The 12,526-nt window shown below is 36.0% G+C and carries 16 protein-coding genes; 14 read left to right on the top strand and 2 right to left on the bottom strand.

Annotated elements, in window-relative coordinates; all coding sequences use genetic code 11:
* Positions 1-24 precede the first annotated feature (24 nt).
* From FW778_RS14330 to FW778_RS14320, 3 genes are all read left to right on the top strand, one after another.
* The gene (locus FW778_RS14330) at positions 25-534 is read left to right on the top strand and encodes a GNAT family N-acetyltransferase (protein ID WP_150415437.1); all 510 of its coding nucleotides are present in this window, start codon (positions 25-27) and stop codon (positions 532-534) included.
* A gap of 313 nt (positions 535-847) precedes the next feature.
* The gene (locus tag FW778_RS14325) at positions 848-1,516 is read left to right on the top strand and encodes a sigma-70 family RNA polymerase sigma factor (RefSeq protein WP_150415436.1); all 669 of its coding nucleotides are present in this window, start codon (positions 848-850) and stop codon (positions 1,514-1,516) included.
* Positions 1,517-1,537: 21 nt separating this feature from the next.
* Entirely contained in the window at positions 1,538-2,782 is a 1,245-nt protein-coding gene (locus FW778_RS14320; protein WP_150415435.1) for a T9SS type A sorting domain-containing protein, read from the top strand.
* Between the two features lie 83 nt (positions 2,783-2,865).
* On the opposite strand, the gene FW778_RS14315 is transcribed toward FW778_RS14320, so the two are convergent.
* Positions 2,866-3,573 carry an NAD(P)-dependent oxidoreductase gene (locus FW778_RS14315; RefSeq protein ID WP_150415434.1) on the bottom strand — a complete coding sequence of 236 codons (708 nt, stop codon included), beginning with the start codon at positions 3,571-3,573 and terminating at the stop codon, positions 2,866-2,868.
* Positions 3,574-3,994: 421 nt separating this feature from the next.
* On the opposite strand from FW778_RS14315, the gene FW778_RS14310 reads away from it, so the two are divergent.
* The 5 genes from FW778_RS14310 (at position 3,995) to FW778_RS14290 (ending at position 6,644) form a co-directional block, all read left to right on the top strand.
* Positions 3,995-4,639, top strand: coding sequence for a Crp/Fnr family transcriptional regulator (locus tag FW778_RS14310; protein ID WP_202552253.1), 645 nt, complete (start codon positions 3,995-3,997; stop codon positions 4,637-4,639).
* A 96-nt stretch (positions 4,640-4,735) separates the two neighbouring features.
* On the top strand, positions 4,736-5,146 hold the full coding sequence (locus FW778_RS14305) for an SRPBCC family protein (RefSeq protein ID WP_150415433.1): 411 nt from the start codon (positions 4,736-4,738) through the stop codon (positions 5,144-5,146).
* Positions 5,143-5,466 (top strand): ArsR/SmtB family transcription factor, encoded by a 324-nt coding sequence (locus tag FW778_RS14300; RefSeq protein WP_150415432.1) that lies wholly within the window; start codon positions 5,143-5,145, stop codon positions 5,464-5,466. The genes FW778_RS14305 and FW778_RS14300 overlap by 4 nt, the downstream gene beginning before the upstream one ends.
* Complete coding sequence (locus FW778_RS14295; protein WP_150415431.1) at positions 5,463-5,723, top strand: YciI family protein; 261 nt, start codon at positions 5,463-5,465, stop codon at positions 5,721-5,723. Before FW778_RS14300 ends, FW778_RS14295 begins: the two co-directional genes overlap by 4 nt.
* 18 nt (positions 5,724-5,741) lie before the next feature.
* Positions 5,742-6,644, top strand: coding sequence for an SRPBCC family protein (locus FW778_RS14290; protein WP_150415430.1), 903 nt, complete (start codon positions 5,742-5,744; stop codon positions 6,642-6,644).
* A 362-nt stretch (positions 6,645-7,006) separates the two neighbouring features.
* On the opposite strand, the gene FW778_RS14285 is transcribed toward FW778_RS14290, so the two are convergent.
* Positions 7,007-7,492, bottom strand: a complete 486-nt coding sequence (locus FW778_RS14285; RefSeq protein WP_150415429.1) for a hypothetical protein — start codon at positions 7,490-7,492, stop codon at positions 7,007-7,009.
* Between the two features lie 506 nt (positions 7,493-7,998).
* Here FW778_RS14285 and FW778_RS14280 point away from each other — a divergent pair.
* The 6 genes from FW778_RS14280 (at position 7,999) to FW778_RS14255 (ending at position 12,502) form a co-directional block, all read left to right on the top strand.
* On the top strand, positions 7,999-8,865 hold the full coding sequence (locus tag FW778_RS14280; RefSeq protein WP_150415428.1) for an RteC domain-containing protein: 867 nt from the start codon (positions 7,999-8,001) through the stop codon (positions 8,863-8,865).
* A 91-nt stretch (positions 8,866-8,956) separates the two neighbouring features.
* Positions 8,957-10,288, top strand: coding sequence for a hypothetical protein (locus tag FW778_RS14275; protein WP_150415427.1), 1,332 nt, complete (start codon positions 8,957-8,959; stop codon positions 10,286-10,288).
* An 18-nt stretch (positions 10,289-10,306) separates the two neighbouring features.
* A complete protein-coding gene (locus FW778_RS14270) occupies positions 10,307-10,957 on the top strand; it encodes a hypothetical protein (RefSeq protein ID WP_150415426.1) in 651 nt (216 codons plus the stop codon).
* Between the two features lie 218 nt (positions 10,958-11,175).
* The gene (locus tag FW778_RS14265; RefSeq protein ID WP_150415425.1) at positions 11,176-11,625 is read left to right on the top strand and encodes a hypothetical protein; all 450 of its coding nucleotides are present in this window, start codon (positions 11,176-11,178) and stop codon (positions 11,623-11,625) included.
* A 40-nt stretch (positions 11,626-11,665) separates the two neighbouring features.
* Positions 11,666-12,013 carry a DUF4134 domain-containing protein gene (locus FW778_RS14260; protein WP_235906262.1) on the top strand — a complete coding sequence of 116 codons (348 nt, stop codon included), beginning with the start codon at positions 11,666-11,668 and terminating at the stop codon, positions 12,011-12,013.
* Between the two features lie 57 nt (positions 12,014-12,070).
* On the top strand, positions 12,071-12,502 hold the full coding sequence (locus FW778_RS14255; protein ID WP_150415424.1) for a DUF1896 family protein: 432 nt from the start codon (positions 12,071-12,073) through the stop codon (positions 12,500-12,502).
* The last annotated feature ends 24 nt before the right edge of the window (positions 12,503-12,526 follow it).

Here is a 12,526-nt window from a genome sequence, read left to right as displayed (position 1 = left end):
TTCTCCACATAAAACGATGTTTCTTTGAATAGTAACCGTACCATAAGGCTCATAAAAACCGCCGATATCAGCCAGGTATTAGAGCTTTATAAACCATTCGTTACGTTAACTACTATAACACCTGAATATGAAATTCTCCAATTCGAAGCTTTTTCGAGGGAAATTAGAAATACTACCACTTACTATCCGGTATTGGTTTGTGAAATAAATAATATAATCATAGGGTATGCTTTGGCCAAGAGATACCGGTTGGCAGCCGGTCATCAATGGTCTGTGGAAACAAGTATTTATGTAGAATCAGGACATCATGGTAAGGGCGTTGCAAAAACGCTGTACCAGGCATTATTCAACATACTTAGACTCCAAGGTATTGTCAATGTGTTCGCCGGCCTGGTTTTGCCTAATACAAGGAGTGAAGTATTTCATAAAAACCTGGGATTTCAGGAAGTGGGCATCTTTAATAATGGCATATATAAGCTTGGTAACTGGCATGAATATAAAATGGTTGCAGCTGAGCCTGAACGAACATTCTAAGAACCCATTACCTCAAAAATCGATAAACGAAGTGATCCCAACACCAATGTTCCGGACAATTTTTTAAGAAATGAATAGATGCTGCTAATTTCTTTCTAGGGTAATTATTCTACCAGGTTACGAAGAAGGTATTTGTATTGAAGGTAAGGCGGATATGACATTGATATGAAGATCGAGCGATATGGACTTAGTTGGCAAGAGTTAGAAAAAAATTTCTTTTTTGCTGTAACCCTTCTCTTCCCCGGATACTCTAATGAAGTTGGATGCACCTCTTGATCCTGCAAGGGAGATATTAAAGACAAAAAATTATATTATGAATTACGCTACTGTTTATAAAAATATTGAGCAATATCCTGACTCGGTGGTTATCCAGGAGATACTGATGGGAAATAGGGAATTGTTTGAAATTTTAATCCGGCGATACAACCCTGATCTTTATAAAACAGGAAGAGGCTATGGGTACAATCACCAGGATACTGAAGACTTAATGCAGGAAGCATTTATAAGTATCTTTCAAAGTCTTTCTAAATTTGAGAATCGCTCTTCTTTCAAAACATGGATGATAAGGATAATGCTGAACCTGTGTTATCATAAATCTCAAAAACTTAGTTATCGCAATAAGCCCACTATAGAAATATCAGTTAACGAAAATTCCGGATCCATGTTTTTAACTACCAACCATAGCGACCCCGACAGGTCTATTGTAAACAAGGAATTAAGAAATGTTATTGAGGCTGCCCTCAAAAATTTACCTGAAGATTACAGGATGACTTTTACATTGAGAGAACTAACGGGGCTAAGCGTAGCCGACACTGCTGAACTATTAAACATTACGGCCTCCAATGTAAAAGTGAGATTGAACCGTGCCAAAATGATGCTCCGCAATGAAATAGAAAAGATTTACTCTCCCGAGGATATTTATGAATTCAATCTTATCTATTGCGATAAAATAGTGAACAATGTAATGAAAAAAATCCTTTAATTAAAAGTCCTTACTTGTTTTATGCCAGAAAAAAAAGGTTACCTGATTATATATACAGGGATGAGAAAAAAACTACTCATTAATTTTATTCCACTTTTATTTTCCACTTTAATTTTGAATGCCCAGGTTTATACTGAAACTTTTGAAGGGATTACTGGTGCGGGTAAACCTACAACATTTACCAATAACGGTCAGTCATTTACGGCTATCACTGTAACACCGGGAGGCACTTTGGGCGGCCTTTTTGGCGTTTACATACCATCAAATACATGGATAATGCCTAACCCCGGAGGTGGATCTACGACCAATACTTCAGGGGGATTTGGGGTAGGTACCAGTTGTACTTCGGGAAGTTGTACGGGTGTTTCAGATAAATTTTTGGACAATGGATCCAGTATTGGTACCGGCCAGGTATATTCCATAAAAACTACTGATAATCGCTTATTCAACATTATAAGTGTACATCTGTTTTTTTCTTCTGATCATGGTAATACTAATGTAGCTCCGGGGAGTGTAATTATCAATGGGAAAAAGGCGGGTGTAACTGTGTTTACGATAAATAAAGTTTCAGGTTTTATTACCGGGTTTGCAACTAATAATGGATTTAATTATATCAATTTTGCCACGGAAGGCGGATCTGATTTTAGTAAGGTGGCTATTGATGAAATTGAATTCAGATGCAGTTCTGCCGTCAATTATTTTGCGGTTGATAATTTTACCTGGACGCCAGCTTCGGTATTACCTTTGCAACTGGTAGATTTCGCAGGCAGAATACATGACCACCAGGTTTTCCTGTCTTGGCATACCGCTGCTGAAATAAATACCAATCACTTCGAATTGCAATGGAGCAATAATTCAGTAAACTGGCAAACTATCAACAGCCAATCAGCTAAATGCAATAACGGGGCAGGCAACAACGTGTATGCGTATACGCAGAATAATCCCGGGGATATTAATTTTTACCGTCTTAGAATAGTTGATAATGATGGAAGGATTACAGGTAGTAATGTATTGAGGATAAGTGAAAGAAATAGCAGGGAAATTCAATTTTATCCAAATCCCGTTTCAAATAAGTTGTTGATTATACTCCAAAAAGATGAACCTGCTGTTGTTCAATTTATAAATAGCAATGGGCGACTGGTAAAAACAATGAAACTCATTACAACCACAACATGGGTAGATATAGTTAATTTTGTTCCGGGCATATATACCATGAAAATTATCCAGGGTGCAGCTATTAAAGAAGACAAGATAGTCAAATTGTGAATATTAAGAATTAAGTCATCGTTTTAAAACAAAATGAATTAGCAATGGAATGACTCACAGGGTATACCTCTCCAACGTTGTGTTCATTTACGACTAATATTTACAAACAGGGAACCTGACTTCATTAACGCAAAATCACTTGCTTTTACAATCTGTTTAGTGCTTTCTGTAAGCCTTAAATGAAGTGAAGCAATATCGACTGTGGAAAAAAAATCCTCTTTACTTGCTGCAATAGAAAAGCCATCAGCTGCAGCTTTTATTCTCGAGGTTTCACTACCCCAAATTATTACTTTCATTTCAAATGCCCTGGCAAAATTTGCAACTAACTTACCAATTTTACCATAGCCCCAAATTCCTAATTTTTGCCCATGCAGCGCTTTGCCAATGTTTGTTTGCCATTGTCCTTTTTTCATTTCTTCGATAGCTTGGGGAATCTGCCTTGAGGCATTCATAATTAAGCTCCATGCTAATTCTGCCGGAGCTATTGGAGATCCGACTCCTTCTGCAACCGCAACTTTATATTTATTGCAGGCTTGAAGATCAAGGTGAGTGGATATTTTTCCGGTTTGGCTTATGAGTTTTAATCGAGGAAGCATTGATAAAAGTTCTTGAGATATTTTGGTGCGTTCTCTTATTAATACTAATACTTCTGCTTCTTTTAACGTTTCTGCCAGGGTGCTTAATGACGTTGATGTGTCATTGCAGATGGTAACATCGTGATCTTGCAAAAGTTTAAAGCAATCAAGACCTCTTATAGCATTTTGATAATCATGCGGTATAACTATTTTCATCGTATTGGACGTCTTTAAAATCTGCCCGTCTGCGGGTGAGGAATGATAAAATTTTCGAAAGATAGGGTTGGGACAAAATTAGAAATAAATAATCATTTTGCTTGTATTCTTTTGCCTACTTCTATATTTGATAAATTTCGAATAGGGGTAGCAGTTGGATTTAATAAAAGCAGTTGGGGTTTATTACTTGCAAAATTCTAAAAGGTTGCGACGAAAAACTTTTTCAATATGATAAGATATATGGCGTAACACGTTTCGCCCTTCTGGCAACGGTCATGCGCTGCCAATCGCGGATGCCATTCAGTTAATCCGGACCTTTGGGTTTAGTCATTGTATGTTATCTCTTTCTCTGCCTGAAAAAAAATTCCCGATTCATTAATTAAAAAAATTCCCTATGCATGTTATTTGATATACCAATAATATGATTAAGCAGGATACCCTGGTAAAAACGAAAGAGGATATCCCTGGAGCATTAAATAAATATTTTATGGATGAACTTTTTGCTTTCCTCAATTCTATCTATCCGCTATCTCAAAAAGCGATAGACTACCTAACCAAAAATTTAAAAGAAATAGAAGTGCCCAGGAAAAATTTTGTACTTAAAAAAGGTAGAGTATGTTATAATATTTATTTCGTTAAGAATGGCCTGCTAAGATGTTTCTATACCAAAAATGATAAAGAAATAAATTCATGGTTTATGAAAGAGCAGGATGTTATTTTTTCTGTTGAAAGTTTTTTAAATCAAATACCCAGCCGCGAAAGCATACAGACGGTTGAAGACTCCCATCTTTATTATATAAGTTACCCCGAATTGCAATATTTATATAACCATTGTTCCGAATTTAATTTTATCGGCAGAGTTGTAACGGAAAAATATTACCAGCTGAGTGAGCAAAGGTTATATTCATTAAGAATGCAAAAAGCAATCGATCGATACAATTTTATTTTTAATCACTTTCCTCATATCATATTAAGGGTTCCTTCCAAATACATAGCATCTTACCTGGGGATTACTGAAGAAACATTAAGCAGGATAAGAGCTTCCAGGATCAATAACCACGCGTAAATTTAAGTACCGGATACGTTCCCCACTGTTTTCTCAAAAAAATTTGCGTAACTCAAAAGTTACCTATAAATTTGGGTAACCTAAAAGTTACTTAATATGCAAAAAGAAATCAAACACACTTTTTACTTTACCCAAACTCCGGAAGAAATTTGGGACTATCTTACAAAACCCGAATTAATGGAGCAATGGCTGATGCCAAGCGATTTTCAGCCGGTTGTTGGTCATCATTTTCGGTTTACAAATCCAAACAACACATTTGTGGTTTGCGAAGTGTTAGAAGTAAAACCCTTCACGAATTTGGCTTACGTTTGGAAAAACGATTGGGCAGTAACCAAAACGCCCTATACGTCAAAAGTAAGTTGGACACTCACTGCTATTGAAGGTGGAACGGAATTATTATTGGTGCACAGCGGATTTGAATTATTTAAAGATCTGGTAGCACACAATAGCGGCTGGGTATTTTTATGTAACAAATTGGGTGAACTTTTAAAAGTGCCTAAAAAATGAGTACGCAAACACTTGACGCATTTCAGGTAATTGCCGACCCAAGCCGCAGACAAATGTTGATGCTGCTTTCAAAAAACAGTATGACAATAAACTCTTTGGTAGAAAATTTTGATATGAGCCGGCCTGCTGTTTCAAAGCATGTAAAAGTTCTTTACAACGCTGGCTTCATTTCTATTACAGACATTGGCAGAGAAAGACATTGTGTTTTAAAGCAAGATGGTTTTAATGAGTTACAGGAGTTCATCAATTACTTTGACAAATTCTGGCTAAAGAAACTTCAAAAATTAAAAAACATTTTAGACAACAAATTAAAAAAATGAAAGCAGTAGTTATAGGCGAACCTTCGGGAGCACCCATGGAACCCATTTTGAGTGTTTATCCAAGACATAAAGCAATTGTAGATAAATACATTGCTGAAGGAGAAGTAATTGGAATCGGACCATTTACTGATATGGGAAATATGGCAATTTTCAGAACCCGCGCAGCAGCCGAAGAATTTGTAAAAGAAGACCCGTTCATATTGGAAGGAATAGTAAAGTCATTTGTAATTCGTGAATGGAATGAGACCATGTTATAGTTTCCAAAACTAACAATAATGTCAAAAGAAAATAATTATGTAACCGCCACATATACTGTAGACATTGAAGTTGCAAAACCTTCAAATGTTGTTTTCAATCATATCGTTGAGCTTTCAAAATGGTGGGTTGAAGAATTTGTTGGCGAAGAGTTGAAACTCAATTCAGCGTTTATTTTAAAGGTTGGCGACACACACTTCTCAAAAAACAAAGTGATTGAATTTGTTCCGGACAAAAAATTTGTTTGGGTTACAACCCAGAGCAAACGCAGCTCCGATAACTTTGACTGGACGGGTACCAAAATGATTTTTGAATTGTCTCCGAAAAATAACGGCACACTGATTACATTCACTTATGACGGAGTTATTTTTGAAAATGAACAAGGCAGGTTGAAAGAAATTTGTGATTACTGCATTAAAGATTTGCTATACAAACATCTTGAAAGCTTTACGTCAACAATTGAATTAGCAAAATCACCGCAAGAAATTTTTAGTTGCTTAATAGATGTTACTAATTGGTGGAGCCTGGATTTTGAAGGCAATAGCAAAGAGTTAAATGATGAGTTTACTATTCATCATCCTGATCAACATTATTCGAAACAAAAGTTAGTGGAAGTAATTCCCAACAAAAAAATAGTCTGGCTAGTTACGGAAAGCACACTTTACTGGCTGCGAATCAACAAGCACGAATGGACAAACACAAAAATGATTTTTGAACTTATAGCGGAAGGAGAAAAAACTATCCTCCACTTTACTCACGAAGGGCTAACTCCCAAAATGGAATGTTATGCCATGTGTGAAAACGGTTGGACTATGATTATTAAAAGCTGGCTCATACATTTCATTACCAACGGAACACCATCACCTGAAATAACTAAGGCAGCCGAAATCAGAAATAAAATTCTTGCTCACCAAACAAAATAAATATGGCAAAGCAAAATTTCAACCGCAGCATTACGGTACATATTAGTGCTGGCGAAATCTATCTGATGCCAAATATATATTTTGATTTTAAACGATTTTATAAATTCTGTATTAACTCAAGAATTTATTTTCGTCCTTGGAAAAAGATGGAATTGGCAGCTTACGGCAGGGTCTGCTGTGCCGGAATTTTATATCGTTCAGCCCAGACCGTTAGCCCACCCGATAGCAATCGGGTTTAATAACTATAGATGAGGAAAAATACAAAGGCTCAAAAATGAAAGTCGGCTGGAACCACCGCCGATAGCGTTACAAAAGATGAGGGTTTGCACGGCAAGCATAGCAGTTCATGAAAGCTGCCGCTATCAAGGGTCGCAATCTTGTCTCGTATTTTTTTCTAAATACCGAAATTGGTAACTTTTGGGCAAGTAAGAATTAATGATATTGATAATGTCATCTAATGCCTTTAAATAATAATGGTGTAGGCTTATATTCTTTTTCATTGAATAGCCATTGTAGTCTAAAAAAAATTCGTCACCACTAGTCACCATAACACAATAGTTATCGTAACGGTCTTTAAGAGAGTCAAGTCCAAAATTGTTAATGGAAGCAGACGACTCTTGAAAACTTAGCAGCGGCTTTGAAAAAACAATAGTGCCCTTCTTTTTTCCAAGAGATGTTTTAATAATTTTAATAGACTTGGCTGTCAATATATATGTTGTAGTTCCTTTAAAAAGTAAGGTAGCATGATTAAATGTCGTTAATGATAGTTTGAATGCAGAAAGTGGTTTTTTTGGGGGGTTAACGGAAGATTTGGTTTGTCCAAAAGTGACAGTAGCAAAAAGCGTCAATATTATTAATCCAAATAGTTTCATGGTGTTACACTAATGGCAGCTACGGTAGGGCTTAGTGCTGTGCTGGAAATTTATAACGTCCAGCCCATACTGTTAGCCAAATGAAAACCATATTGAAGGTATGCACAAAAGCTCAAAAATGAAGGCCTGCCAGAACTGCTGGGTGGTGGGCCATAAACTTGCTTGTAACGGCCACGCTTTTACGCAGGTCTGAAAATATATTTTCGTTTGCCCATAACCGTTGCCAAAGTTCCAGCCGGCCAGCTGCTGATAAATAAAGTTAATTGTCACATTTACTAACGCTTCATAAATGTCTTGACAACATCCGCCAGGAAGGCGAATACTGACGAAACATTAAGCAGGGTAAGAGCTTCCAGTGTAAATAATTGATTTTTATCAAACTACCCTTTTTCTTCCGTTACGTAACTTTACATTGAAAATTCAAATGGTATTTGTTTTTTAAAATAGCCCTTGCTCGTTTGGGTTTCAAATTGATAACAGTTATGAGCGTAAGTGAATTTACAATATCTCTTTATGAAGAAATGGAACTAAGTTTAGCCGAAATAGGTGCTTCATCGGGTTCTGATTTACAGAAATTTCGTTTATCGTCACATGTTATTTTGAATGCTATTTCTAAACTTAAGGCTTTCGTTCAAAATTATAAATTCACTACCAAAGAAGAAGAGATTAACTTTTTTAAGCACCAGAAACCGAAATTCTACAGCAAGTTAATTTACCACCAGAAACTGGCGCGTATACAATCTCACCTTCCAATTTCAGCTGTGCTCGACAGCAGGAGCTATTACCTTAATGAGCTGAGAAAGATAAATGATTACTTGAACGACAATTATGAATTCTTAACGTACTATCGGTCACAGGCAACTTCTATGGATGAAATGTATTTTCTGCGAAAGGAGCCCGACTCGTGGCTATTGATGAATTTTGAAGAATATGAGACTGACCTGAGCTTTAGTACAGTATATGATCATAAAATTTCAAAGATCATCGCATATGAATTGCTTTCAGAATTCATCAACTCTACATTGGCGAAGCTGGAAATACAACGCGATTTATCTGGCGGACAACCTTCGTTATCCCGGGCAGGTGTTAACTGGACGGGGTCAAAGGTTTCGCTGGTAGAATTATTATATGCTTTACAGTCTGCGGGGTCATGTAATAACGGAACAATAGACCTTAAGCAATTGGCCAGCCATTTTGAAGCGTTGTTCAATATAGATCTGGGAAATTATTACAGGGTGTTCCAGGAGATGAGAATTCGTAAGATAAACCGGACAACCTTTCTCGATCAATTGAAAGAGCGCCTGATACAAAGAATGGATGAAACTGATGAAAATCCGAAGTTTAAATGATTATCATATAAAGAAAAAAGCAATTCATTAAATTGACATTTATCAAGAAAATCTAAAGTTTCAATAATTAGTTTAGCTGAAAAGACTATTTATGAAAAATTCAATTATGTTAACTGCAGTTCTCATTGCAAGTTTTTTTTATGGATGTAAAAAACATAGCCTTCCTTCTAGCGTTACCGGTACTTCCACTCCCTTTTTTGACTCAGCGGTACAATATTTGCAATTCTATCTTTCATCATATCGATTTAACCAACTAGATTTTTCAAAAAGTAAGATACTAACGAATAGATATGGAAATGCAGGCATCCTGGTTTTTGAAAGAGGGAATGACGACACTAAATTCTTATTATTGAAGAAAACCAAGTCAGGTTATTTCGGTAATTGGATTGATCTGTCCGGTTTAAAAGGCTCTTCACATTATCGGAGTGGAGAAATATTTATTGATCGCATTGATGATGTTTCTATGACGACATTAAAAGTGGATAGTAATAAAGTCGTCAAAAATGAAACTATGTATAAAACCATTTCAAAATTTGACGATACCTATTTTGATAAGAGCCAATATTTACCTAAAAGGAAAACACCTTCCAGTCTGGAGAAAGAAAGCGCTGTACTTCCGGAAGTAATAATTTATTACGATGTAAATAGTAGTGGCGTCGATTACTTCAGCTGGTATTGGCTATTAGATCAAATGCCTTCGTCGAGTTATGATTATTTCACAGCTGGTTCTGGTGGCGGTGGGGGTGACATCAATTCTTCCAGTTCAGGATATACCCCTGTGGTGTTTTCTCCAACATTTTATAGCCCGGATGAACCAATATTGGATCTTGGAAAAGAATTAAGATGTTTTAGTATTGATGCCACTTCAACTTACAGTATTTCAGTGAATGTTAATCAACCTGACCCCGGAACGAGAGATATCATTAATCCTCTATCTTCCTTTCCGGTAGGACATACTTACCTGACACTCGAGCAACATAATGCCGATGGAAGTTCTGTTATCCGTAATGTAGGGTTTTATCCAAGAAATACTGTAAAGCCTGGAAGCGAAACCGATGAGTCTGTTTTTGGAGAGGATAGCTATACTCCTTATGATGTAACATTAACCTTTGTTGTTACCGGACCTGAGATGAACACAGTAATTGGTAGAATTGAGGATCAGCAAGCCCTGCAATATGATTTAAATAATTTTAACTGTACTAATTCGGCGATGGATGCTTTAAAAAGTATTAATGTTAATTTGCCCTCTACAAAAGCGGATGAAACGCTTTTTAGTGGTAATGACCCCGGAGATTTGGGCGAAGACATCAGAAATATGAATCTTGATAATTTTAGTTCTCAAAACGGGAACAGGAAAATTACAAGAACTGTAAGTAATTCCAATAATCAATATCCAAAAGGAAAAGCAGGGACCTGCGGATGAAATTATAAAATAATGATTATGAAAAACAGAAAATATTTTCTTGTGATATTCCTACTCATAATTACTGATGCTTGTAGTTCACAAAAAAGAAGTCTTAGCCCCGGCGAACAAAATAGCGTTAACTTATTTAATGATTTCAAAAATTACCTGGTAAATTCTATAAATAAAAATGAAGATATTGGCGATGCAAGCCATATAAAATATATATTACTGCACTATGTTTTTGTCAATAAAAAACCTCGCAGTTCAAACTTGGCAATACCAAATGAAAAAGATCTTACAACGAGCCAGGCGCAAACTTTAAAGAAAGAGGTGACCACGTTCTATAACTATCTGAAGGAGCATCAAAAAGATAAACTGGCTGAGAATGTAACACTTATGCCTATACGCATTAGTAATGATACTTTAGTTTATAATGGTTTAACTGGATTTCAGAAAAAAAATACCTTTATTTTTTTCGATAAACGTTTTCCCGGTAGGACACTTGGATATGTGTTATTTATGCCCGTGATAAAAGATATTTCCACAAATTCAAGAATCTGGTCATGGACTTTACTATTCAAATTTGGAAGATATATGTTTAAATCCGTGACGGGTGAAGAGGGGTATGAATATATGTTTGACCCCGCGAATTTCAAGGAAAAGCCTGCAATCGACCCTTCATTTTGATCCTGTATATAACTGTTAACTATAGACGCAAATACCTGTTTACACTAACTCATCCTAATCTTCCTCGGGCCATTTCGCTGCCTTTTTTGTATTATTCTTTATCAGGCACCAGTTTGTTTTCAAAAAATGAAATTATTTTTTACCGAATACGGTTGATAGTGTGAAAGAAGGGCTTTTTGCCTTCAGATATTTGTGTAAGAATCATCAAATACTTTAAGATGCTTACAAATATCTCATGGAAAGAATATTCCATTTTTATACTGGTTATTATTTTTTGTTATTACGTAATTCTCATTTTAGTTTTTTATAGGAACGACATTATTAACCTCATTAAAGATATTAACTATCCAGGTAGGAAACGGGTTATTAATATTGATTCCCATCTGGCTGATCAAGATGAAAAAGATCTTGTAGATCTTGATATTGATTCCCGTGATATTATTAACCAGGTGCAACAGGAGATTAGATCAAACTTGGAAAAAGCTAAATCAAAAAGTTTTATCAGGGAAGAAATTATGCAATCCCTACAATTAGTTCTAAAGAATAATAGTACTGTAAAGAGAATACAACAACAGGAGGCTATAAATAATTACATACGCATGATGTGTGAAAGTATATGCTCCATTCATCTCAGTAAAGAGGAAATCAATCAGTTGTGGATAAGGTAAGAATGAGTGGAGCTTTTTTTTTAAAATTAAAATCAAGAATATGAAAATGCAAAGAATCAAACCAGTGCAGGCCGGGTTAATTAAAAGAGGGAAAAAGAATGTTATTTGTTTTGTTGTTTTTTACTTTTTCCAGTTAGTTTATTTGTATGCCCAGGACGGCAATGCCGGAATCAATGAGGCCAATACTAAGGTGCGTGGATACTTTGACGCGGGAACTAATTTAATGTATGCAGTAGGAGCGATTGTAGGATTAATCGGTGCTGTAAAAGTGTACCAGAAATGGAATGCAGGTGATCATGATACCGGAAAAGTTGCCGCTGCATGGTTTGGGAGTTGTGTCTTTTTAGTGGTGGTTGCTACCGTTATAAAATCATTCTTTGGGATATAAGGGAGGGAATGGTCAATCGTGAATGGTCAATAGACAATTTAATAAAATCTAAATCACATGCAAAAGATACTAATAAAAAAACTTCATGACTACATACGGGAGAACAACCCCGATATACTAGTTCAATTGGAGGAAGAAAAGAAGGTAACTGAATACCTATCCGATAAAATAAAGTTAGTAGATGGTTTACTACAGGAAACCGGAAAACAGCCTGCTTATATTATTGAAGAGGCCTGCATGGACATACTAACGGAGGATTTGCGGCCTTCAAAGTATCATTATATCTATGGCATACTCGAAGAAGAATTTGAAGCCACTTACAGGCGCTTACAAAATTCAGGAACCTTACAATTTGAAGTAATTAACCTCATAAAATACAGCCAGCCCTTATTCGATGCCGTAGGATTTACATTGGAAAATGAAGATAACAGGGAATTAAAATATTCGGTTACAGGAGCTATTGCTGAATACTTAGAAAGCAACAAGTAAAAACCTGCCTGTCGGCAGACAAGT

The sequence above is a fragment of the Ginsengibacter hankyongi genome (assembly GCF_008710285.1).
GTDB lineage: Bacteria > Bacteroidota > Bacteroidia > Chitinophagales > Chitinophagaceae > Ginsengibacter > Ginsengibacter hankyongi.
This window is presented reverse-complemented; position numbering and strand designations above follow the sequence as displayed.

Excerpts from the sequence above, each read along its gene's own strand:
- FW778_RS14325 (WP_150415436.1), top strand. The coding sequence starts at position 848 with ATGAATTACGCTACTGTTTATAAAAATATTGAGCAATATCCTGACTCG.
- FW778_RS14320 (WP_150415435.1), top strand. The coding sequence starts at position 1,538 with ATGCCAGAAAAAAAAGGTTACCTGATTATATATACAGGGATGAGAAAA.
- FW778_RS14315 (WP_150415434.1), bottom strand. The coding sequence starts at position 3,573 with ATGAAAATAGTTATACCGCATGATTATCAAAATGCTATAAGAGGTCTT.
- FW778_RS14310 (WP_202552253.1), top strand. The coding sequence starts at position 3,995 with ATGATTAAGCAGGATACCCTGGTAAAAACGAAAGAGGATATCCCTGGA.
- FW778_RS14305 (WP_150415433.1), top strand. The coding sequence starts at position 4,736 with ATGCAAAAAGAAATCAAACACACTTTTTACTTTACCCAAACTCCGGAA.
- FW778_RS14300 (WP_150415432.1), top strand. The coding sequence starts at position 5,143 with ATGAGTACGCAAACACTTGACGCATTTCAGGTAATTGCCGACCCAAGC.
- FW778_RS14295 (WP_150415431.1), top strand. The coding sequence starts at position 5,463 with ATGAAAGCAGTAGTTATAGGCGAACCTTCGGGAGCACCCATGGAACCC.
- FW778_RS14290 (WP_150415430.1), top strand. The coding sequence starts at position 5,742 with ATGTCAAAAGAAAATAATTATGTAACCGCCACATATACTGTAGACATT.
- FW778_RS14280 (WP_150415428.1), top strand. The coding sequence starts at position 7,999 with ATGAGCGTAAGTGAATTTACAATATCTCTTTATGAAGAAATGGAACTA.
- FW778_RS14275 (WP_150415427.1), top strand. The coding sequence starts at position 8,957 with ATGAAAAATTCAATTATGTTAACTGCAGTTCTCATTGCAAGTTTTTTT.
- FW778_RS14270 (WP_150415426.1), top strand. The coding sequence starts at position 10,307 with ATGAAAAACAGAAAATATTTTCTTGTGATATTCCTACTCATAATTACT.
- FW778_RS14265 (WP_150415425.1), top strand. The coding sequence starts at position 11,176 with ATGCTTACAAATATCTCATGGAAAGAATATTCCATTTTTATACTGGTT.
- FW778_RS14260 (WP_235906262.1), top strand. The coding sequence starts at position 11,666 with ATGAAAATGCAAAGAATCAAACCAGTGCAGGCCGGGTTAATTAAAAGA.
- FW778_RS14255 (WP_150415424.1), top strand. The coding sequence starts at position 12,071 with ATGCAAAAGATACTAATAAAAAAACTTCATGACTACATACGGGAGAAC.